Source organism: Streptomyces sp. NPDC001373, from assembly GCF_042895815.1.
GTDB lineage: Bacteria > Actinomycetota > Actinomycetes > Streptomycetales > Streptomycetaceae > Streptomyces.
On the sequence record NZ_JBIAWQ010000014.1, the window covers coordinates 115,124 to 136,945 of the forward strand.

Genomic DNA, 21,822 nt, shown 5'->3' on the forward strand with positions numbered 1-21,822 from the left:
CGGGGATCGGAACGGGGGTCGGAACGGGGGCGGACCGCCGCGTACGGACCCCGGACCGCCCTCGCGCTCGCCGCCGTCGTCATGGCCGTCGGCTACGTGGTTCGCTTCTTCACCAGCCACAGCCTCTGGCTGATCGTGGCCGGAGCCACCGTCGTCTCCTCGGGCACGGCCATCGCCTACTCGGCCCTGCCCGCCCTGGTCATGCGGGCCGTGCCGGTGGGCGAGACGGCCGCGGCCAACGGTCTGAACACCCTGATGCGCTCCGTCGGGCAGGCCTGCTGCAGCGCCGTCGTCGCCGCCGTGCTGGCCCATTTGACGTTCACCGCCGACGGCCGCACCGCCCCGACCCTGCACGCGTACCTGCTGATCTTCCTCATCGCGGCCGGAGCGGCGATCGCCGCCCTCGTCGCCACCCTCTTCCTGCCATCGGACCGGCCTCGCGACCGGGCCGCCGGGGGCGCTACGGTCACGGTGTCGACGTCCGTGACCGCCGCCCGTGAGAGCGCATGAGCACCACCGACGGATCCGCCACCGCGCGGGCCGCCACCGCCGAGGGGGAGGCGGGCGCCGGGAGCGGACGGGACGCCATCGTGCGGGCCGCGCGCCGGGCGTTCACGCTGTGCCCGTACGCGGAGGTCACCCTGCGCGGGATCGCCACCGCCGCCGGGGTGAGCCCCTCGCTGATCGCGAAGCGGTTCGGCAGCAAGGAGGCCCTGTTCAACACGGTCGCCGATTTCGGCGCGGCCGCCGACGCGCTGTTCGCGGCCCCGCCGTCGCGGCTCGGGCGGCACCTGGTCCTGACGATGGTCGAGCTGCGGGACCGCTTCGGCGGGGATCCGCTGGTGGTGTTCTCCCTCGGCATCGAGGACGAACGCACCCTGCTGCGGGCGCGTTTCCGCGAGCAGGTCACCGACCGGCTGGCCGCCACCCTGGAGGGGCCGGACGCCGTGCTGCGGGCCGAGCTCATCGCCGGCCAGCTGCTCGGCCTCGGCGCCACCCTGAGCCTGCACCGCCCGGACGGGGCGGGCGCGCACACGAGCGCCGACCGCCTGGCCGACCTGTGCGCCCCCGGCCTCCAGCGCCTCGTCGACGGCGCCTGCCCCCGGAGGCCCCCAGGCGCCGAAGCCGGTGACCAGGGAGTGCGGCAGGTAGTCCGGGTCGACGGCCGGCAGCCGGCCGCGGGTGCGGTACGCGAGGGCGGCCGGGGCCGGCGGAAGGAGCGGGAGGAGGCTGCGCGGCCGGGTGCCGGGGCCGGTCAGGACGCACAGCGCCCAGGCTCCGGCTCCGGCTCCGGCTCCGGCTCCGGCTCCGGCGACGGTCCGGGGCAGGGCGGCCGGCGTGCCGTCAGGGGCCGTGCGGGGGCCGGGGCAGGGGTGGGAGGGACGGTTCGTCCAGCCAGGCCGCGCACAGACCGTCCGTCGACCCGGTCGCGTAGCGGGCGGCGTGGGCGGTGAAGGCGGCCGTGGTCACCACGCCGTGGCGGTTCAGCGCGGCCCAGTCGCGCAGCATCCGGAAGAAGGCCTCGTCGCCCAGGGCGCAGCGCAGAGCATGGAGCGTCAGGCCCCCGCGCTGGTACAGGCGGTCGTCGAACATCAGCTTGCGGCCCGGGTCGGACAGCCGCAGGTCCTGCGGCCGGGAGGCGAGCAGCCGGTGCGCGGCGGCGGCCAGCGCCTGGGCCGTACGGCCGCCGGAACGCTCCGACCAGAGCCATTCGGCGTACTTGGCAAAGCCCTCGTTCAGCCAGATGTGCCGCCAGTCGGCGATGGTCACGCTGTTGCCGAACCACTGGTGGGCGAGTTCGTGGGCGATGAGCCGCTCCGAGCCGCGGGCGCCGTCCACGTGGTTGGCGCCGAAGGCGGACAGGCCCTGGGCCTCCACCGGGACGTCCAGTTCCTCGTCGGCGACGACGACCGTGTACTCGCCGAAGGGATAGGGCCCGAACAGCTCCTCGAACAGGCGCATCATGGCGGGCTGGCGGGCGAAGTCGTGGGCGAACCGCGACAGCAGGTGTGCGGGCACGTGGGCGCTCTGGGGGACGCCGCCGGGACCCGCGCCCTCCAGCGGCACCGTCCGGTACATGCCGACGGACAGGCCGACGAGGTAGCTGGAGGTGGGCGCGGACTGCTCGTACACCCAGGTCGTGGTGCTGGCCCCGGTGGTCCGCGTCAGGAGCCGGCCGCCGGCCGCCACGGTGTAGGCGGAGGGCGTGTTGAGCGAGATGTGGTACGAGGCCTTGTCGGCCGGCCGGTCGTTGCACGGGTACCAGGAGGGGGCGCCGACCGGCTGGCTGGCCACCAGCGCGCCGTCGGTCAGCTCCTCCCAGCCGATGCCCCCCCAGGGGCTGCGCACCGGCCGGGGGTTGCCCGCCCAGTGCACCTCCACGGTGAAGGCGGCGCCGGGCGGCAGCGGTCTGGCCGGCCGGATGCGGAGCCGGCCCGCGCGGTGGGTGTGGTGCGGGGCCCGGCCGTCGACCAGGACCCGGCCCACCTTGAACCCGGCCAGGTTGAGGAGGAACTCGGGCAGTGCCTCCGGTCCGGCGATCGCGCTGATCCGGGCCCGGCCGGTGAGCCGGTTGGGACCGGGCCGGTACTCCAGGGCGAGCTCGTACCGGTGCGCCCGGTAGCGCGCATCGCCGTTCTCCGGGAAGTACGGGTCCGGTGCCGCTGTCCGCTGACCGCTCACTGCCGTTTCCGCTCCCTGCGCCTTGCTCGTACGAGGTGCCGGCGGGCCGGCCCGCCCCGCCGTTCCGGGGAACGCGGATCAGGAGCGCCACGCCTCGATCGGGTTGCCCAGCCAGCGGGTGTCGTCGGGGACGGACTCCCCGGCCATCACGAGGGAGGCGGGGCCCACCGTGCCGCGGGCCCCGACCGTGCTCCCGGGCAGGACGATCCCGCCCGGGCCCAGGGTGGCGCCCTCGCGCAGCACCACAGTATCCGTCCGCAGGATCCGGTCGTGGAAGAGATGCGTCTGCAACACGCAGCCCCGGTTGACGCTGACCCCGTCGCCGAGCACCACCAGGTCCGGCTCGGGCAGCCAGTGGCTCTCGCACCAGGCACCCCGCCCGATCCGGGCGCCGAGCCCGCGCAGCCACAGGGTCAGCAGCGGGGTGCCGGGCACCGAACCGGCCAGCCACGGCACGGCGAGGACCTCCGTGAAGGTGTCGGCCAGCTCGCCGCGCCACACGTAGGCGCTCCACAGGGGGTGCTCCCCCACCCGGTGCCGGCCCACCAGCAGCCACTTGGCGGCCACACCGACCGCGCAGGCGGCCGCGCCGGCGGCGAGCAGGACCGCGCCGGACAGCGCAGCGGCCCCAGCGGGGCCCGGGCCGCCGGGCCCGGCCAGCGCGCAGAGCGCCGCCGCCGTCAGGACGGTCAGCGCGGCCGAGCAGAAGACGGGGAGGAGCCGGCACAGCTCGACCAGGCCCCGCGCCCACAGCAGCCGCGCGGGCGGGTCGTAGGTACGGCTGTGGTCGGCGGCCGCCGCCGACCGCGGCAGCCGGACCGGGGGCAGGCCCAGGTACGAGCCCCCCTTCTTGGCCTTCTTGGGCGTGGCGGACAGCACCCCGACCAGCCCGTCGTCGGGCACCGTCCGGCCGGGCGCGGTCATGCCGGAGTTGCCGAGGAACGCCCGGCGGCCGATCTGCGACTGCCCGATCCGCACCCAGCCGCCGCCCAGTTCGCACGGGGCGGTCAGGGTGTCGTCGGCGAGGAACGCGCCGTCACCGACGGTGGTGAGGCTGGGCAGCCCGAGGACGGTGGACACCTCGGCGCGGCGCCCGACCCGCATGCCGAGCAGCCGCAGCCAGACGGGGGTGGCCAGCGCGGCGTACAGCGGGAAGAGCGTGTCCCGGGCCAGGTCCATCAGCTGGGTGACGGCCCAGGCCTGCCACCCGGTCCGGCTGTGGGTGGGATGGCTCCCCGGGCGCAGTCCGAGGCTGAGCGCCCGTACGCAGACCAGCACCAGCAGGGCGTACGTGAGCCCGTACGCGAGCGCCCCCGGCACCACGGCGAGCAGCGCCCCCCGCAGGGCCCGGCCGGCACCGGCGTCGGCGGGGACGAAGCGGGCGGCCACGCACAGGGCGGGCAGGGCGGCGACCAGGGGCAGGGCGGTCAGGCCCACACCGGTCGCCCCGTACATCGCCCGCCACAGGAGCGGGCGCGGCGGACGCTGGGGCGGCCAGTCGTGCTTGGCCCGGCCGAGCCGGACGGCGGGGGCCCCGGCCCACCGCTGGCCGGTCGGGACGTGGCCGACGACGGCGGAGCCGGGGGCCACCTCGGCCCGCTTGCCGACGCGCGCCCCGGGGAAGAGCAGGCTGCGGGTACCGACGACCGCGCCCGCGCCGACCCGGACCGGGCCGATGACGAGCCGGTCCCCGTCCAGCCAGTGCCCGCAGAGGTCCACCTCGGCCTCCACGGCGCAGCCGCGGCCGAGCCTGAGCATGCCGGTGACCGGGGGCAGGGAGTGCAGGTCCACGTCGGGGCCGACCCTGGCCCCGAGGGCCCGCGCGTAGCGCTCCAGCCAGGCCCCGGTGAGCGAGGTGGCGCCGGCGCACTCGGCGAGCCGCTCGGCGGTCCACAGCCTCAGGTGCACGCCGCCGCCCCGCGGATGGCGCCCGGGCGTCACCCCGCGCAGCAGCAGGCGCGCGCCGCCCGCCGCGATCGCGAGGCGTCCGGGCGGGCTCAGCAGCAGCACCGCCCCGGCGGCCACGAGCCACCAGGACGCGGTCGGCGCCCACGGGTAGGGCCCGAGCCGGTGCAGGACGTTGCCCAGGGCGAACAGCACCACCGCCCAGCGCAGGCCGGCCACGGTGAACAGCGGGAGGAGCAGCAGCGTCTGGAGGACGCGGGAGCGGAGCGTGACAGGTGTGACGGTCCGGGGCGCCTCGTCCTCCCGTACGGACTTCTCCAGCCGCCGGGCCAGTTTGCGCAGGACGGGCTGCTGGTAGACGTCGAGGACGGCCGCACCGGGGTAGCGGGTGCGCAGCAGGGTGACGAGGCGGGCGGCGGCGAGGCTGCCGCCGCCGATGGCGAAGAAGTCGTCGTCGGCGCCGGTGACGGGCACGCCCAGGGCCTCGCTCCACTGCTCGGCGAGCCAGGCCTCGGTGCCGTGCAGTTCCCCGGCGGGCGGGGTGGTCCCGGCGCCGGGCAGGGGCCAGGGCAGGGCCTCTCGGTCCACCTTGCCGGAGGTGCGGGTGGGGAGGGCGTCGACGGGTGCGAGCAGCGGGACGAGCGCGGCGGGCAGCTCGGCGCGCAGCCGGGCGAGCGCGGCGGCGTGGTCCCAGCCGTCCTGGGTGACGAGGTAGCCGACGAGGAGCTGGTTGCCGCCGCGGGCGGTGCGTACGGCGGCGGCCGCTCCGGCGACGCCGGGCAGGGCCTGGAGGGCCGCGTCCACCTCGCCGAGCTCGATGCGGCGGCCGCCGAGCTTGACCTGTTCGTCGCCGCGCCCGAGGAAGACCAGGCCTTCCGGTTCGGCGCGGACGAGGTCGCCGCTGCGGTAGGCGCGCGGCCAGCCGAGGGACGGGAGCGGGGCGTACTTCTCGGCGTCCTTGTCGGGGTCGAGGTAGCGGGCCAGTCCGACGCCGCCGATCACCAGCTCGCCGCTGCCGCCCATCGGCACCGGCTCCCCGGCCCCGTCGACCACGGCGAGCTCCCAGCCGGCCAGCGGCAGGCCGATCCGGACCGGTTCCGCGCCGTTCAGGAGCGCGGCGCAGGCGACGACGGTGGCTTCGGTGGGGCCGTAGGTGTTCCAGACCTCGCGGCCCTCCGTGGCCAGGCGCCGGCCGAGCTCGGGCGGGCAGGCCTCGCCGCCGAAGACCAGCAGCCGGATCTCGTCGAGGCTCTCGGGCTCCCAGAGCGCTGCCAGGGTCGGGACGGTGGAGACGACGGTGATCTCCTGGTCGACGAGCCAGGGGCCGAGGTCGGCTCCGGCGCGTACCTGGGAGCGGGGGACGGGGACGAGGCAGGCGCCGTGGCGCCAGGCCAGCCACATCTCCTCGCAGGAGGCGTCGAAGGCGACGGACAGCCCCGCCATGACGCGGTCGCCGGGGCCGATCGGGTCGTCGGTGAGGAACAGGGCGGCCTCGGCGTCGACGAAGGCGGCGGCGCTGCGGTGGGTGACGGCGACGCCCTTGGGTCGGCCGGTGGATCCGGAGGTGAAGATGATCCACGCGTCGTGCTCGGGTGCGGGCGGTGCGGAGCGGACCCGGCCGGGGGTGCGGGGGCCGGTGACCTCGATCCCGGGGCCGGCGCCGAGCACGGCCCGGACCCCCGCTTCGGAGAAGACGAGTTCCGCCCGCTCGTCGGGGTCCTCGGCGTCGACGGGCACGTAGGCGGCGCCGGCGGCGAGCACGGCGAGGACGGACAGGTACAGGTCGTTGGTGCCGGACGGCACCCGTACCCCGACCCGGTCGCCGGGCCCGATCCCGCAGGCGGCGAGGACCCGCCGCCTGCGCTCGACCTCGGCGGCCAGGGCCCGATAGGTGAGCCGGGCGGTGCCGTCGTCGAGCGCGGGCTCGTCGGGGTGGGCGCGCACCGTGGCCGCGAGGACGTCGACGAGGGTGCGGGGAGGGGCGGGGGGCCCGGCCGAGAACCGGGCGGACTTGCCGGTGTCCTCGTCAGGCGTCGGGTGGGGGCCGGGCGGATCGCCGCCGGGCCTGCGGGCTCCTTCCGTCGCCCGGTCTCCCTCCCGCTCCCCGTCGTCGTCGAGCAGATCGAGTTCACCGCGCCCTGGTGTGATTGCCATCGGCCCTCGCGTCTCGTTCCCGGTAGCGTCCGGAGCGCCGCCGGGCCCGGGCCTGCCCGGGTCGTGGCGTTCCGGCGCCGAACAACCCACCAGCCTAGTTCGGCGGTGGGGCGAATCCCGTCGAAGCGCCGCGCCTGGCCGGATCGCACCGCCCTTCGGGTGGTGGCCGGACGTGTCGGCGGGCGGCACCCGTGGGCGTTCGCGATGCTGGGCCGGGCGCGGCAGCAGGGCGACGGCCGGCCCTCCCGCACGGCGACAAGGAGAACGGCATGCCGACGGACTCGGTCGGACGGTTCCTCGCGGCTCTGGACCCCCGGCACCGGGAGGCCGTCGCGGACCGGTCCCGCGAGGAGCAGGAGCGGCTCGCGGCGGCCTGGGAGGAGGAGCTCGCGGCGGACGACGAGCTCGACACCCTCGACGAGCTGTCCCCGCCGGCGGCCGAGTCGGAGGCGGCACGCCGCGTCATGGACCGCGAGTCCTGATCCCCCGGTTCCCGCGGGAGCCCGGGTCAGGGGCGGGTGGGCAGGCGGCGGAGGACGACCTCGCCCAGCGTGCCGTCGGCGGCGGTGAGGGTCAGGAAGGTGTGGTGCGGCTGCCGTCGGCGGTCGGTGGGCGAGCCGGGGTTGAGCAGGCGCAGCCCGCCCGGGGCCGTGGAGTCCGACGGGATGTGGCTGTGGCCGAAGACCAGGACGTCGGCGTCGGGGAACCGCTCGGCGCAGCGGCGCCCGCGGCCGGCGGCCGGGCCGGTCTCGTGGACGACGGCGAAGCGCAGGCCGCCCAGCCCGGCGCGGGCGATCTCGGGGAGGCGGCGGCGCAGGGCGGGGCCGTCGTTGTTGCCGTGGACGGCGATCAGCCGGCGGGAGCGCGATTCCAGCAGGTCGAGGGTGGCCTCGTCGGTCCAGTCGCCGGCGACACCGGAAACGAGGCGGGCCACGACGGCCGCATGGGGTCCGAGATCGAACGTGGTCGTGCCGGCCATCTGGCGCTCCCTCCGGAAGAAACGGGTCTGAAGGGTGAATCGACGCCGGCGCCGGAACTCATCGGACATGCCCGGGATCTTTCCGGCCCGCATAGGATGCCGGCCGGGCGGGGCCGTAGCGCAGAGGTCGACGCGCGCGGTCTCCAAAACCGCGAGGACGCCGGTTCGACTCCGGCCGGCTCCGCCCGTTCCGCGGCCGGCCCGCCCCGGATACGGGCCGGAGGGCCGGCCGTCGCCCGTTCTCGATCGGTCCGCCCCGCGCCGGGCGCAACGGCCAGGGGCGGAGGCCGGTGCCCGTCTCCCCGCCCGGCCGGGGAGCGCGTCATCCTGCCTGATCGGGCAGGGGCGCGGTAAGGCGGGCCAGTTCGGCCTCGGAGAGTTCCAGCCGGGAGGCCCGGGCCGAGTCGCTGATCGAGGCCGGGCGGCTGGCTCCCGGGAGGGGGATGACGGCCGGGGAGCGGGAGAGGAGCCAGGCCAGGGCGACCTGTTGGGCGGAGACGCCGTGTTCGGCCGCGACGCGGTGGAAGGCGGTGCCCGTGGAGGCCGGGCCGGAGGGGCCGTCCAGTGAGCTGCGGGAGATGCCGCCCAGGGGGCTCCAGGGAAGGAACGCCAGACCCAGTTCGGCGGCCAGGCGCAGCTGGGGCTCGCTGTCGCGGACGGCGGGCGAGTACTGGTTCTGCACGGAGGCGAGGCCGTCGCCGAGGATCTCGTGCGCCTGGCGGATCTGGGCGGTGCTGACGTTGGAGATGCCGGCGGCGCGGATCGTGCCGGCGTCGAGGAGATCGCGCAGGGCGCCGACGGACTCCGCCCAGGGGACGGCCGGGTCCGGCTTGTGGAGCTGGTACAGGCCGATCGCCTCGACACCCAGCCGCATCGCGGAGGCTTCGGCGGCGCGCTTGAGGTGTTCCGGGGTGCCGGTGACGGTCCAGCTGCCGTCGCCGGGGCGGCCCCGGCCGCCCTTGGTGGCGACCAGGACCCCGGAGGTGTCGCCGCCGTAGCGGGCCAGGGCGCGGGCGACGAGCCGTTCGTTGTGGCCCTCTTCGCCGGCGTGCCAGTGGTAGCTGTCGGCGGTGTCGATGAGCGTGACGCCGGCGTCGAGGGCCGCGTGGACGGTGGCGACGGCCCGGCTCTCGTCCGGGCGGTTCTCGATCGACAGCGGCATGGCGCCCAGGCCGATGGCGCCGACGGTGGTGTCTGCGAGGGTGCGGTACGGGTGCGGCATGGCGGTTCGTGTTCCTCAGCGGGTGGGGGCGGCGGCTGCGGCGAGGGCCTCGGCGACGGCGTCGGGCAGCCAGTCGGCGGTGCGGGAGAAGGTGAAACCCAGGTCCTTCGCGCGGGCGTTGCTCATGGCGTAGTGGCGGTCGAAGGAGAACGGCGACGGCGTCTCGGTCGCGGCGGCCACCCGGTAGAGGGGCTCGCGGCCGACCTGCTCGGCGACGGCCTCGGCGACGGCGCGTACGTCGAGCGGGCCGTCGGAGCAGGCGTTGAGCGGACCGCCGAAATCCCCTTCGGTGGCCGCCCACAGCAGCAGGTCCGCCAGTTCGCCGTAGTGGATGAACACCGTGGGCAGCTCGTCGGCTCGGACGGTGATCGCATCACCCCGGGAGACGCGCTCGGCGTAGTGGGCCAGGCGGCCGGTGAACTCCTGTGCGCCGCCACCGAGGACGTGCGCGCTGCGTACGGAGGCGAAGGTGAAGCCGCCGGCCCGGGCGAGGACGGCCTCCGCCTGGCGCTTGCCCTCGGCGTAGTGCGCCTCCGCGTACGCCGCGTCGTGCCAGGGCAGCTCCGGGTCCACCGGCCAGGCGGCCGGATCCACGTTCCCCTCCGGCACCGGGGTGTCCGCCGGCACGGCCGGCAGCGCCGCGGTCGCCGGATCGTAGACCTCGATGGTGGAGGTCATGACGTACCGGCGGGTGCGGCCGGCGAAGGCACGGGCGGCGATCGCGGCCTGCACGGGCGTGTAGCAGACCTGGTCGACGACCACGTCGAAGGTGCGGGAGCCGAGGGCGGCGACGAGGGCCGCCTCGTCGCCGCGGTCGGCGACGAGGTGCTCCACACCGGCGGGCGGGCGGCTCGACCCGCGGTTGATCACAGTGACCTGGTGGCCGGCCGCCCGCAGCCGCTGGACCAGGAGCTTTCCGAAGTACCGGCTTCCGCCGATGACGCAGATCCTTTGCATGCCCCCCACTGTGAGCGTCTGTCGTCATCAGCAGAAGTCGTCAGTTCATGGACGGGTATTAAGGAAAACTGTTGACGATCAGGGCTGCTGCGGGCCCGGGACGGGGTTCTTGCGGGCGTGCAGGACGTACGCGTCCAGGGGCAGGGGGCTGCGGCCGTGGAGGTGGAGGCCCGCGTCGGCGAGCAGGCGGGCATAGTGGCCGGCCCGGCGTTCGCGGCCTCCGACGTTGCAGAGCATGTGCAGGTCCCAGGGGGTGGCGAGGGAGGGGGAACCGTCCGCCGGCAGGAGGCGTTCGACGATCAGCAGATCGGCGTGGTCGGGCATCGCACGCGCGCAGTGGCCGAGGATCTCCCGGCAGCGGTCGTCGTCCCAGTCGTGCAGGACGCGGGCGAGGAGGTAGACGTCGCCTCCGGGAGGCACGTCGGCGAAGTCTCCCGCCCGGTAGTCGCAGCGCGCTCCGCAGCCCGCGGCGTCGAGCAGGCGACGGGCCGCGGCGACGGCGTGCGGGCGTTCGAGGAGGACCCCGCGCAGGCCCGGGTGGGCCGTGAGGACCTGGCGCAGGAGCTCCCCGTTGCCACCCGCGACGTCGACGACCGTGGCGGACGAGGGCGCCTGGGCCGCGGCGGTGACGGCCGGGTGGGCGGGGAGCGGCCCGAACATGCGCGACCCGGCGGCCATGGACCGGTCGAAGAGGTCGGCGAGTTCCGGGTCGCGGGCGAAGTGGTCGAAGTGGCTCTCGCCGTGCAGGTGGTCGAAGCCCGGTCGCCCCGTCCGTACGGCGTGGTCGAGTTCGCCGAAGGACCGGTAGAAGGGGCCGCCGTACATCAGGGCCAGGGGCCGCATCGACGCGGGAGCGTCCGCCCGCAGCAGGGCCCCGAGTTCGGTGAGGCGGAACCCCTCCCCCGGCTCCTCCTCGCGGGTCACGGCGCCCAGCGTCGCGAGGTAGCGCAGGAGCGTGGCCAGGCCCCGGGGGTGGGTGGCGGTCAGGCGGGCGAGGTCCTCGGTGCGGCGCGCGCTGCGCGTGTCCATGGCGTCGGGCAGGTGCAGCCGGGCGAAGGAGGCGAGGGCCTGTGTGGCCCACGCGCCGGTCAGCAGGTGGAGGAGCGTTTCGGCAGGCGGGCTCGCGGCCGTGCGCGGACGGGAGTGCCCGTCGGGGTGGTCCAGATGGGCGGCGAGGGCGTCGCGGTGGTCGCCGGGTGCGTAGAGCTCCAGCCGCCGGTACCCGCAGGCCGCCTCGGCGGGGGCGGTGAAGTACAGCACGGTGCCGTCCTCGTGCGGGTTGTGGCCGCCGCCGTCGGGGCGCGCACCGTAGCGGGCCAGGACCGCGTGGAGGCCGCGCAGCACCAGCGGGTCCGGGCGGTCGATCTCGAAGGCGAGGTGCTCCTCGTGCCCGCGGGCCCGTTCGTGGGCGGCGATCGGCTCCAGGTCCGAGTGCGGGGGCACGGTCAGCGCGAAGACCTCGACCGCCCGGCGCTCCCCGGCGGCGCCGCGCACCTGCGGGCGCAGGATCCGCACGTCGAGGTCGGCCGGGTCCCGCCGGTGGCGCCGGGCGAGACGCCCGCGGACGACCACACTCGGGTGGGAGGGGGTGTCCTCCGCCAGCCCGCACTCCGCGAGTTGGGCCCGCAGGCTCTCCTCGTCCGGCGGGAAGACGAGCATCCCGGCGTGGGCGAAGCGGCAGTGTCCGGCCAGCGCCCGCAGGTCCGGGCCGCCGATGCCCGGCAGGAGGAGCGGCAGCAGGGCGGCGCTGTCGTGCTCGCGGACGAACGCGGCCGCCGCGCGCAGGCGTGCCGTGTCGTCCAGCAGCATCGTTTCGTCGGGGAATGTCATCGTCATCGGGGGAACGTCCTCAGGGGCCGGGGGTGATCGACGCAGGGCAGGGCGGGACAACACGGGACGGGACAGAACAGGGCAGGGCGAGGCGAGGCGGCGCCATGGGGAGCGCCGAGGGGAAGGGGGGCGGGCGGCGGCGGGCGGCGGGGCGGTCAGACGCGGACGTAGTTCTCGGCGAACCAGTCGCGGTGGATGCGCGAGGTACGCAGCGAGGAGATCCGGGAGCGGCGCAGGGCGGCCTGGAAGATCGATCCGCCGTCCCCCTCCCCGCCGGGTGCGGCGTGCAGCAGCCGCGTCATCCACCCGGTGAACTCCTGCGCCCTCCAGATGTGGGCCAGGCACCGGTCCGAGTACCCGTCCAGTCCCCCGGTGTCGCCCCGGACCAGGGCGTCGGCGAGCGCTCCGGCCAAAATCTCGGCCTCCAGGACCGCGAGGTTGGCCCCCTTCGCGGCGGCCGGGGCGAGCAGGCTCGCCGCGTCGCCCGCGAGGAGGAGCGAGCCGAACCGCAACGGCTCGACCACGTCGCAGGTCAGGTCGAACAGGCCGCGTTCCAGGAGCGCGCCCCGGCGCAGCGGCCCGTGGTCCGCGGCGCGCATCCGGACGTCGAGTTCGTCCCAGATCCGCTGCTCGGACCAGGCGTCGGCGGCGGTGCCGCGCTGCCACTGGAGGTAGTAGCGGGTCGTCTCGGGGGTGCGGGCCATGTGTCCCGCGAAGCCGCGGTCGTGGAGGGCGTAGCCGACGGCGTCCAGGCTCGGCGGGGCCTGGGCGAGGAGGCCGAGCCAGGTCACGCCGTGGTCGTGGTGGTGGCGGACGGCCTCCGGGGGCAGGGAGCGGCGGGCCGCCCCGTGCCGCCCGTCGCATCCGGCGACGTAGCGGGCGCTCCACCGGGCGGGCCGGCCGTCGGGCTCGCGCGTGGTGACGGACGGCCGGGGGCCGTCGGCCTCGTGCACGGCGAGCGCCTCGGTGTCGAAGCGGATGCGGCCGCCGCGGTGGAGGTAGTGCCGCAGGAGGTCCGCGACCAGGTTCTGCTGCGGGTAGACGTGGTGGGGTCCGGCTTCTCCGAGGGCGCCGTAGTCGAGGCGGAACCGGCCCCCCTGCGTGCGGAACTCGCAGGTGCCGTGCCGGAGGCCGTAGCGGAGCAGGCCGTCGGCGAGGCCGTGGCGCTCCAGGATGCGTGCGGTGTTCGGGGCGAGGAACCCGGCGCGGGCCCGGGTCAGGACGTGGGAACGGGAGGCGCGTTCCAGGACGACGCAGTCGATTCCGGCGGCGAGCAGGAGGTTTCCGAGGACGAGCCCGGCCGGACCGGCACCGAGGACGACCACGTCGACTGCTGCGCGTAAGGCGCGAGTTGGCTGGCTTTCCGTCATAGCGGGTGAAGCATAAGCACGCGAAGATCATTGAACCTACGCGAGCAACCCCTTAGCGGGATTAAAGCGACAATCGTGCTGGACGTGTCCGGCCTGTGACACGGGCCGCCGACGGACCGAAACGGCCCGGCCGGTAGCGCACGCCGGGCGCGCGGAACAGAACACGCGCTCCGGCGCACCCCTGCCGCGGCACCGGACCGGACCACCATCGCGGCTGTGGTTTCTCGTGTGACCCCGACCCCCGTGCCGACGGGCGCCGGAACGCGACCGCCCTGGCCGCCCATGCCGACACGGTCGCGGGCGCGGTCGCCACCCTGGAGCGGGGTGTGCCCGCCCTCGCCGTGAGCACGGGCGATCCGGCCGTCCCGGTCCCCGGCAGATCCTCAACGCCGTGCGGCCCACCGGCGACTTCACCGTGCGGCTCCGGGCGCGGGCGCGCGACGGCCGTCTGCTGCCCGAGGGGGTGGGGCCGGACGTCAACCCCGGGTGGTCGGTCCGGACGGAACGGGGCCCGTGCGCGGCCCCGGCCGGAACAGCGGGCCGGCGGACCCGGCCGGGACGGCTGCGCTGCCGAGCGGCCCGCGTCCGTGACATGACGGCCCGGGGGCCGTCGGCATTCCCGGTGCCGGCCCGTCGTCCGCCCCGCCCTGGCCGGGGTCCGTCGAGGCGCGGGGCGCTCGACCGACCCGCCGGTCAGGCGCAGGTATCCGTGTAGGCCCCGTCCTCGGGGACGCGGCCGATGCCGGCCCGGATCCGGACGACCACCTCGTCCTCGGCCCCGGTCCGGCTCGGCAGGCCGGGACCGCTGGAGGAGAACAGGGCGGAGATCTGCTCGGCCGCCTGTACGGCCGCCGACTCCGGGCCCCGGATCTCGATGGTGATCACATTCACGCTCATGCCGAAGGAGAACGGGCGGACCCCACTGACGGTTCCGGTCGCGGCCGGCGGTCACCCGAAGGGACGCGTGTCGGACCGCCGGTCCTTCACCCGTTCGGACCAGGCGGCGGACCTCCGCTCCCGCGAATGGCCCAGGATCCGGACACCGGACAGGCCATGAGGCGGGTCCGCTGTCTAGCGTCGCTCTCGAGGAGACCGGTTCCCGACGCTTGGGGAGACGACCATGTCCCGTAGAAGGCGGTGGACGGCCGGCGTCTGCGTCAGCGCGGTCGCCGTCGGCCTGCTCGCGACGGGAGGCGGCCGCGCCCCGGCGCCGCGCGAGGCCTTCGGGGGCGGCTCGGGTTCGGGGGTCGCCGTGGGCGCCTATCTCCACTACGGCTCGCCCGGCATCGACCGGATGCAGGGGCTTTCGCGCTGGCTCGGCGGGACCGAGCTGCGCGCCGGGCACACCTATCTGCCCGGGGACACCTGGGTGAACATCGAGGGGGCGCCCGATTCCCTGCGCAACTGGGCGCGGTGGCGCAAGGAGAGGCGCGACCGGCTGTTCGTCCTGAACGTGCCCATGTTCGAGGGCAACGAGGCCGGCGTCCCCGACGACCGGGTCGCCGAGCTGATCCGCGCCGGCGCGCAGGGCGAGTACGACCACCACTTCCGGCGGCTGGGTAAGCGGCTGGTCGGCCTCGGGGTGCCGGACACCGTGATCGTGCTGGGGTGGGAGATGAACGGCTACAACTACACCCACCGGTGCAAGCCCGACCCCGAGAACTGGAAGCGGTACTGGCGGCGCATCGTGGACGCCATGCGCTCCGTGGAGGGGCAGAAGTTCCGCTTCGACTTCGCCCCCAACCGCGGCAGGGACTCCATCGCCTGGACCCGGTGCTATCCGGGGGACGACGTGGTCGACGTCCTCGGCATGGACTCCTACGACCAGCCTCCGGGCGATTCCTTCGAGGAGATGGTCGACCAGCCCTACGGGCTCCAGCAGCACGTCGACTTCGCGAAGGCGCACCACAAGCGGATCTCGTACCCCGAGTGGGGGCTCTTCCGCAACGGCGACAACCCCGAGTACATGCGCCGGATGCTGGCGTGGATCGACCAGCACAAGCCGCTCTACCAGAGCATCACCGACTACTGCCCGCACGGTGTGTGGCAGTGCGGCGAGAACCCGCGATCCGCGCGGGTGTTCCGGGAGTTCCTGTCGGACCACCGGAGGGGACACCCGGCGCCTCCCCCGTCCGGTGCGACCGTGTGGGGCGGCGAGGGGTTCACGCCGGGCCGTCCGGGTCGGTGAAGGGGCGGCGACGCGGGCGGCCGTGAGGCGGGGCGACCGATCCTGCGCCCTCCGGGGGACGTCGGCGTCCTCGGCATGGGCCGCGGCACGCGTCCAGGACGCGTATGACGGGGCCCCTCGCGGCCCGGACTCCAAGGGGGCCAGGGGCTCTGTGCCCCGCCACGGCCGGGCCCTGCCTGCCGTGGGCACTTCTTCCGGCCGGGGCCGCGCGCTTCCGGCCGTCGCCGTCCGGCCGGCACGGACGGCCGCTTCTCCATGCCCGCCCGGTTCGCCGACCGGAGTCCGACCGGACAGCGGAATGGTCGGACAAATTTAAGGCATATCATCTCGGACACCTTTGCCCAACCGAGATATTTCCTGTCGTGTCCGGCACCTCAGCCCTGTCCATCTCGTGCAAAATGGGCGGTCGTCGGGAGCCGTAACGCAGTCACCGAGAACAGTCACCATCACGGTTTGTTCCTGTATCTGAATGCGGAGGTATCACGATTGCCGAAAACAAAAAAATTCGGGGAGAATCATCGCTCTCCGGCCTTGTTGCTCGCATTCTCCGTAACCGCCGCCGTTCTTCTCACTCCCCCCACCCCCGCCCAGGCCGCTTCGCTCTACGGGATAAAGGCCGTCGCCATCGCCGCCTCCAAGAAAGGCGCCCCTTACGTCTACGGCGCCACCGGGCCCGCTGCGTTCGACTGCTCGGGCCTCACCCTCTACGCCTTCCGAGCGGCCGGCCGGGTCCTGCCCCGCACCGCGGAGGCCCAGTACGAGAGCACGGACCACATCGCGCGCACCGAGCGCGCACCAGGAGACCTGGTCTTCTTCCCCACCGGGCGAACCATGGGCCACGTCGGCATCTACGCGGGCCAGGACAAGATCTGGCACGCTCCCCGGCCCGGCACCCGCGTCAGGCTCGAACGCATCTGGACGGGAACCGTCCGCTACAGTCGGGCCAATTAGTGCCGCCAGGGCGTGACGCCCGGCGAACTCCCGCGCGAAAGCCGCTCCGAAAAGGAACAGGCACCCCAGGCGCGGACAACGGTGACATGCGAACGGATTCATCGACCTGCGGAGAACTCTGCCCCGAGGACGCCCGGCGGTCGCCTCACCGCCGTGCGCCCACGATTCGCGCCGCCGCGTTGTTGCCACCCTGTCGGTGAACGCGTCGACGGAGGAAGCAGCGGCGTGCCCGCGCCGACGGCCGGGGCCGCCGCCCGGGCGCGGGGTTTCCCGTCATCGTCATCGAACCGGCGTGACACGCCGTTGGTCAGGTGAATGCCCGGCAAGAGGCCCCCGCAGGCGGTGTGATCCTGCTTCGACGTCCGTCATCGACTTTGGAGTGACATGCGTATTCGCACTGCGTTCGCCGCGACCGTGCTGGCCGCCGTCGGCATCCTCGGCGCCACCGGTTCCGCCGTCGCCGACGCCAACGCCAACGGTGCCGCCATCGGCTCCCCGGGCGTGCTGTCCGGCAACGTCGTCCAGGTGCCCATCCACATCCCGATCAACGTGTGCGGAAACACCATCAACCTGACCGGTCTGCTCAACCCGGCGGCCGGCAACACCTGCATCAACACCTGATCCACCCGCGGCCCCCGGGCCGCTGTGACGGCCCCGTCCGGGTGAGCACGACGTTCGGGCGGGGCCGTCCGTGCCCGCTCCGGCGAACGGGCGGTGTCCGGAGCGCTGTCGGTGCCGCTGGTTAGGCTGAGCGGATGACCGAGATGAAGATCGTCGCCGATCAGGGCGCGTGGCGGGGCGGGTTCGAGGAGCGGGTACTGGCCGGGTACCGGGCGGCCGGCTGCTCGGAGCCCCTGGCCCGGGCCCTGCTGGAGCGGGCCCTTAAGGGCGTGGACGGCTGGACGCTGGCCACGGACGGCAGCGGGTGGGCGGCCGTCGAGGTGATCCACGAGAACGGCGCCGCCGTGGGCCGGATCCACGACCTGACGGTGCCCGGGCACCGCGCGTGGGCCGAGCGGTGGTGCGCGGACCAGGGGGCCGAGCGGGTCCTCGTCCGGCTCACCGGCGGCGGAGCCGGGGTCTTCGCCGACTACCCCGTACGGGGCCAGAACCGGATGCGTGCCGTCGCGGAGGAGCCGCAGCTGCCACCTGGGCTGACGGTCCGCCGTCTGCGCGAGGAGGAGTACCCGGACTGGTACGCCCGTGAGGAGGCCTCGTACGTCGCGGACATCGTCCGGTCCGGGGCCCTGACGCCGCAGCAGGCCCAGGAGAAGTCCGACCGGGACTTCGCCGAGCAGCTTCCCCAGGGCTACCTGACGCCGGGGCACGCCTTCTACGCGATGGAGGCCGACGGCGCGGTCGTCGGCACCGGCTGGGTCAACCACGGCTTCCTGCCGGGCGTCACCTTCGGCTTCTCGCTCGAGGTGTACGAGGAGCACCGCGGCAGGGGCTACGGCCGGGCCGCGATGGCCGTGGGCGAGTGGGCCACCCGGCAGGGCGGCGACGAGGCTCTGATGTTCAACGTGTTCGGCGGCAACGAGGTCGCGATGGGCCTCTACGACAGCACCGGCTTCACCGTGCTGGACGAGTTCCGCTCCATAGGACTCTGAGCCGGGCCCCCGGGGGCGGGGCCCGGCCGCCCTACCGGGCCGGGCCCTCGCCCTCGAACGCGTCCGGTGTGCGCCGGGCCAGCGCGGAGTGGCGGAAGGAGTAGGCGAAGTAGATGACCAGGCCGATGAGGAACCAGACCACGAAGCGGATCCAGGTCTCCACGCGCAGGTAGGTGATGAGCCAGACCGAGGCCACGACGCCGAGCGCGGGGAGGAAGGGCATCATCGGGGTGCGGAAGGAGCGGGGCAGGTCGGGGCGGCGGTAGCGGAGCACGATGACCGAGGTGCACACGACCGCGAAGGCCAGCAGGATCCCGATGTTGGTGAGCTCCGCCGCCTCGCCGATCGGTACGAAGCCGGCGATGACCGCCGACGCCGCACCCACGATCCAGGTGACGCGGACGGGGACGTGCCGCGTCGGGTGCGTCTTGGCGAACCAGTGGGGGAGCAGCCCGTCACGGCTCATGGAGAACCACACGCGGGTCACGCCGAGCATGAAGGTGAACATCACCGTGAGGATGCCGATGATGGCCCCGACGGCGATGATGTCGGCGACGGCGGGCAGCCCGACCGCCTTGAAGGCGCTGGAGAAGCCGCTCTCCGGGTCGATCTCGGTGTAGGGCTGCATGCCCGTCAGGACCAGACAGGCGAGGACGTACAGCACCATGGCGATGCCGAGGGAGTAGACGATCGCCCGGGGCATGTGCCGTTGCGCGTCCTTGGACTCCTCCGCCGCCGTGCTCATCGCGTCGTATCCGAAGACCGCGAAGAAGACGGTGGCCGCGCCGGTGAAGGCGCCGCTCACCCCGAACGGGAAGAAGGGCCTGTAGTTGTCGGTGTTGATGTGGAAGAAGCCGACGGCGATGACCAGCAGCACCACCAGCACCTTGATGCCGACCACGACCGTCTCGAAGCGGGCCGCACTCTTCATGCCCAGGTTGAGCAGGTAGGCGGTGAACAGGCACAGGACGGCCGCGATGAGGTCGAACCGGTGTCCCGCGCCGGTGCCCGGGGCCCCGAGCATCCAGACGGGCAGGGAAGTGCCCGTCTCCTCCACGAGGAAGTTGAAGTACCCGGAGATGCCGATGGCGACCACCGCCACGATGGCCGTGTACTCGAGCAGCAGGTCCCACCCGATGAGCCAGCCCGCCAGCTCGCCGAGGACGGCGTACCCGTAGGTGTAGGCGGAACCGGCCTTGGGGATCAGGCCGGCGAACTCCGCGTAGGAGAAGGCCGCCGCGGCACTGGCCACGCCGGCGATGAGGAAGGAGAGGAGCACCGCCGGACCGGCGACGCCGTTGGCGACCGTTCCGGCGAGGGTGAAGATACCGGCGCCGATGATGCCGCCGACGCCGATGGCCGTGAGCTGCCAGAGGCCGAGGGTGCGGGTGAGGCGCTCGCTGGGGGCGCCTTCGGGCTCTTCGATGTGCTCGATCGGCTTGCGGCGGAATACGCCCTGCCCTGACCACAAGGTGGCCATGCTCCGTTCCTTTCCGCCGGGGGTGACGAGCGCACATCATCTCGGAAGCACCGCCCTTGCGGAACTAGGCGCTCCGGTGGGGGGCTTCCACCCCTGCCTCCCCGCCCGGGACGCGGACCGCCCCCGGCCGCGCGGGCGGCCGGGGGCGGTGACGTGCGGGGCGGCGGCGTTCAGGCCTGCAGGATGCCGGTGCCCAGGAGGCCGAAGAGGAGCACGCCGACGACGACGCGGTAGACGACGAAGGCGTTGAAGGAGTGCTTGGCGACGAACTTGAGCAGCCAGGCGATCGAGGCGTAGGCGACGACGAAGGACACAGCGGTGCCGACGACGAGGGGGAGGGTGTCCACGCCGGCCCCGAGCGCGTCCTTCAGCTCGTACAGGCCCGCGCCGGTCAGGGCCGGGATGCCGAGGAAGAAGGACAGGCGGGTGGCCGCGACGCGCTCCAGGTCCAGGATGAGGCCGGTGGACATGGTGGCGCCGGAGCGGGAGAAGCCGGGGAAGAGCAGGGCGAGGATCTGCGAGGAGCCGACCAGCATGGCGTCCTTGAGGGAGCTGTCGTCCTCACCCCGCTTGTGCCGGCCCATCTGGTCGGCCGCCCACATCAGCCCGCTGCCGACGATGAGGGATCCGGCGACCACCCACAGGGAGGCCAGCGTCCCCTCGATCAGGGGCTTGGCCGCCAGACCGACGACGACGATCGGGATCGTGGCGTAGATGACCCACCAGGCGAACTTGTAGTCGTGGTGGTAGCGCTCCTCGCGGTCGGCCAGCCCCCGTCCCCAGGCGGTGACGATCCGGGTGATGTCCTTGAAGAAGTACGCCAGGACCGCCGCGATGGCGCCGACCTGGATCACGGCGGTGAACGCGACGACGGACTTGTCGCCGACGGGGATGCCCATCAGCCCTTCGGTGATCTTGAGGTGGCCGGTGGAGGAGACCGGCAGGAACTCCGTCACCCCCTCCACGACGCCCAGGACTACGGCCTGGCCCACACTGATCGCGCTCACGTTCCTTCACCTTCGCTTGTTCGGACGGGGGCATCGGGCATCCTGGCGGACGCACGGGACACACGGGACGCACAGAGTAACTTCTATTCGCGAATAGAAGTTACTCTGGACCAGGACGACGAGCGGAAGGAGGACGACGGTGCGCAGGCGCGAGGAGCCGCCGGGCCGGAGCGGCGGCGGACGGCGGGCGAACGGGGCTCTGGAGAACGAGATCGTCTCCCTCCTGCACGGCGCGGGCCGGGCCCTCACCCCCGGCGAGGTGGCCGAACGCCTCACCGCCTCCCCCGCCCACACCACGGTGGCCACCACCCTGGCCCGGCTGCACGCGCGCGGCGTCCTGGAACGCACCCCGCGCGGGCGCAGCTACGCCTACGCGCCGGTCACTGACGAGCCCGGGCTCACCGCCCGCCAGATGCACCGGGTCATGGAGGGAGGCAGCGACCGCACGTCGGTCCTGACCCGCTTCGTCGACGAGCTGTCCGACGATGACGAGGAGCTGCTGCGCCGGCTCCTGGGCCCCGAGGGATAGGGCCGCCCCCGCCATGCACCTGGCCGTCTACCTGCCCCTGCTCTTCCCCGCCCTGGCCGGGCTCAGCGCCGGGCCGCTGGCCCGCCGGCTGGAGCCCCGCCTGGCGACCTGGCTGCTGACCGCGGCGGGCCTGCTGCTCGCCGCCTCCAGCACCCTCGTTCTGGGCCTGCTCACGCTGGCCGGGCTGGTGCGCATCCCGCTCGTCGACGCCCTCAAGGGCTACTCGCCCGAGCTGGTCGCCCGGCAGGACCCCGCCACGTGGCCCGCCGCCCTCGCGGGCGCCGTCCTGCTCGCCCTCGCGGTCCTGGCCGCCGCCCGGCTGGCCGCCCGGCGGGCCGGAGCCCTGTGGTCCGCCGCCCTGGAAGCCGCCTGCATGCCCGGCCCCGGCCCGGTCGTCGTCACCGACGACCCCGGCGCCGACGCCTACGCCATGCCCGGGCTGCCCGGCCGGATCGTCATCTCCCACGGCATGCTCGACGCCCTCGACCCTGCCGGACGCGAGATCCTCCTCAGCCACGAGCGCGCCCACCTGCGCCACCACCACTACGCCTTCGTCGCGCTCACCCAGCTGGCCGCCGCCGCCAACCCCCTCCTGCGGCCCCTGTCCGGTGCCGTCGCCTACACCGTCGAGCGCTGGGCCGACGAGCACGCCGCGCGGCACACCGGGAACCGCCGCGCGGTCGCCGAGACCGTCGCCCGGGCCGCCATCGCCGCCAAGCGCAGCCGCGGCGCGCGCCGGATCCCCGCCGCGGCCCTCGGGGTGCTGGGCCGCCGGCCCGCGCCCGGCATGGTCCCCCGCCGCGTCGCCGCGCTCCTGGCTCCCCCGCCCCGGAGCCGACCGCTGCTCCTTGCCGCCGCCGCGGCCCTGCTGGCGGCCACCGGGCTGTGCGCGCTCGAGGCGGCCCACGACCTCCACCGCTTCCTGGAACTGGCGCACGCCCGCTGAACCGGGCGGGCG

General features: G+C 74.4%; 18 protein-coding genes, 1 tRNA gene and 1 pseudogene. 10 read left to right on the forward strand and 10 right to left on the reverse strand.

The genetic code is table 11. The features are described 5' to 3' along the window. Positions 1-51: 51 nt before the first annotated feature. Both ACFY15_RS27455 and ACFY15_RS27460 read left to right on the forward strand, forming a co-directional pair. A pseudogene (locus ACFY15_RS27455) lies at positions 52-510 on the forward strand (MFS transporter); the annotation flags it as partial. Beyond that, positions 507-1,454 (forward strand): TetR family transcriptional regulator, encoded by a 948-nt coding sequence (locus ACFY15_RS27460; RefSeq protein WP_390826226.1) that lies wholly within the window; start codon positions 507-509, stop codon positions 1,452-1,454. The pseudogene ACFY15_RS27455 and the gene ACFY15_RS27460, both read left to right, overlap by 4 nt. On the opposite strand, the gene ACFY15_RS27465 is transcribed toward ACFY15_RS27460, so the two are convergent. Continuing rightward, on the reverse strand, positions 1,345-2,682 hold the full coding sequence (locus tag ACFY15_RS27465; protein ID WP_390689853.1) for a M1 family metallopeptidase: 1,338 nt from the start codon (positions 2,680-2,682) through the stop codon (positions 1,345-1,347). The two genes, ACFY15_RS27460 and ACFY15_RS27465, sit on opposite strands and share 110 nt — an antisense overlap. 78 nt (positions 2,683-2,760) lie before the next feature. Beyond that, positions 2,761-6,741, reverse strand: coding sequence for a Pls/PosA family non-ribosomal peptide synthetase (locus ACFY15_RS27470; protein ID WP_390826227.1), 3,981 nt, complete (start codon positions 6,739-6,741; stop codon positions 2,761-2,763). A gap of 269 nt (positions 6,742-7,010) precedes the next feature. On the opposite strand from ACFY15_RS27470, the gene ACFY15_RS27475 reads away from it, so the two are divergent. Further along, positions 7,011-7,223 (forward strand): hypothetical protein, encoded by a 213-nt coding sequence (locus ACFY15_RS27475; protein ID WP_390689855.1) that lies wholly within the window; start codon positions 7,011-7,013, stop codon positions 7,221-7,223. A 26-nt stretch (positions 7,224-7,249) separates the two neighbouring features. On the opposite strand, the gene ACFY15_RS27480 is transcribed toward ACFY15_RS27475, so the two are convergent. Next, positions 7,250-7,720, reverse strand: a complete 471-nt coding sequence (locus ACFY15_RS27480; protein ID WP_390826228.1) for a metallophosphoesterase family protein — start codon at positions 7,718-7,720, stop codon at positions 7,250-7,252. 109 nt (positions 7,721-7,829) lie between these two features. Here ACFY15_RS27480 and ACFY15_RS27485 point away from each other — a divergent pair. Next, a tRNA-Trp gene (locus ACFY15_RS27485) sits at positions 7,830-7,904 on the forward strand. A gap of 138 nt (positions 7,905-8,042) precedes the next feature. Here ACFY15_RS27485 and ACFY15_RS27490 read toward each other — a convergent pair. From ACFY15_RS27490 to ACFY15_RS27510, 5 genes are all read right to left on the reverse strand, one after another. Next, positions 8,043-8,942, reverse strand: coding sequence for an aldo/keto reductase (locus tag ACFY15_RS27490; RefSeq protein ID WP_390826229.1), 900 nt, complete (start codon positions 8,940-8,942; stop codon positions 8,043-8,045). Positions 8,943-8,957: 15 nt separating this feature from the next. Beyond that, on the reverse strand, positions 8,958-9,899 hold the full coding sequence (locus ACFY15_RS27495) for an NAD-dependent epimerase/dehydratase family protein (protein ID WP_390826230.1): 942 nt from the start codon (positions 9,897-9,899) through the stop codon (positions 8,958-8,960). Between the two features lie 78 nt (positions 9,900-9,977). Further along, positions 9,978-11,735 carry a methyltransferase gene (locus ACFY15_RS27500; RefSeq protein ID WP_390826231.1) on the reverse strand — a complete coding sequence of 586 codons (1,758 nt, stop codon included), beginning with the start codon at positions 11,733-11,735 and terminating at the stop codon, positions 9,978-9,980. 149 nt (positions 11,736-11,884) lie between these two features. After that, positions 11,885-13,099: a 4-hydroxybenzoate 3-monooxygenase gene (locus ACFY15_RS27505; protein WP_390826232.1), complete on the reverse strand. Its 1,215-nt coding sequence runs from the start codon at positions 13,097-13,099 to the stop codon at positions 11,885-11,887. A 693-nt stretch (positions 13,100-13,792) separates the two neighbouring features. Next, positions 13,793-13,996, reverse strand: a complete 204-nt coding sequence (locus ACFY15_RS27510; protein WP_390689861.1) for a hypothetical protein — start codon at positions 13,994-13,996, stop codon at positions 13,793-13,795. A gap of 223 nt (positions 13,997-14,219) precedes the next feature. Between ACFY15_RS27510 and ACFY15_RS27515 the strand changes: the two genes are divergently transcribed. The 4 genes from ACFY15_RS27515 to ACFY15_RS27530 all read left to right on the forward strand — a co-directional run bounded on the left by ACFY15_RS27515 (position 14,220) and on the right by ACFY15_RS27530 (position 17,848). Then, positions 14,220-15,287 (forward strand): glycoside hydrolase family 26 protein, encoded by a 1,068-nt coding sequence (locus ACFY15_RS27515; protein WP_390689862.1) that lies wholly within the window; start codon positions 14,220-14,222, stop codon positions 15,285-15,287. Positions 15,288-15,818: 531 nt separating this feature from the next. Beyond that, the gene (locus ACFY15_RS27520; RefSeq protein WP_390689863.1) at positions 15,819-16,238 is read left to right on the forward strand and encodes a C40 family peptidase; all 420 of its coding nucleotides are present in this window, start codon (positions 15,819-15,821) and stop codon (positions 16,236-16,238) included. Positions 16,239-16,622: 384 nt separating this feature from the next. Next, positions 16,623-16,859, forward strand: a complete 237-nt coding sequence (locus tag ACFY15_RS27525) for a chaplin (protein WP_390826233.1) — start codon at positions 16,623-16,625, stop codon at positions 16,857-16,859. Between the two features lie 134 nt (positions 16,860-16,993). After that, a complete protein-coding gene (locus tag ACFY15_RS27530) occupies positions 16,994-17,848 on the forward strand; it encodes a GNAT family N-acetyltransferase (RefSeq protein WP_390689865.1) in 855 nt (284 codons plus the stop codon). Positions 17,849-17,879: 31 nt separating this feature from the next. Here ACFY15_RS27530 and ACFY15_RS27535 read toward each other — a convergent pair whose 3' ends face one another. Both ACFY15_RS27535 and ACFY15_RS27540 read right to left on the reverse strand, forming a co-directional pair. Then, positions 17,880-19,328 carry an amino acid permease gene (locus ACFY15_RS27535; RefSeq protein WP_390826234.1) on the reverse strand — a complete coding sequence of 483 codons (1,449 nt, stop codon included), beginning with the start codon at positions 19,326-19,328 and terminating at the stop codon, positions 17,880-17,882. Between the two features lie 170 nt (positions 19,329-19,498). Then, the gene (locus tag ACFY15_RS27540) at positions 19,499-20,335 is read right to left on the reverse strand and encodes an undecaprenyl-diphosphate phosphatase (RefSeq protein ID WP_390826235.1); all 837 of its coding nucleotides are present in this window, start codon (positions 20,333-20,335) and stop codon (positions 19,499-19,501) included. A gap of 139 nt (positions 20,336-20,474) precedes the next feature. On the opposite strand from ACFY15_RS27540, the gene ACFY15_RS27545 reads away from it, so the two are divergent. Together ACFY15_RS27545 and ACFY15_RS27550 are read left to right on the forward strand one after the other, a co-directional pair. Beyond that, entirely contained in the window at positions 20,475-20,864 is a 390-nt protein-coding gene (locus tag ACFY15_RS27545) for a BlaI/MecI/CopY family transcriptional regulator (protein WP_390689868.1), read from the forward strand. Between the two features lie 13 nt (positions 20,865-20,877). After that, positions 20,878-21,810 (forward strand): M56 family metallopeptidase, encoded by a 933-nt coding sequence (locus tag ACFY15_RS27550; RefSeq protein ID WP_390826236.1) that lies wholly within the window; start codon positions 20,878-20,880, stop codon positions 21,808-21,810. Positions 21,811-21,822: the final 12 nt, after the last annotated feature.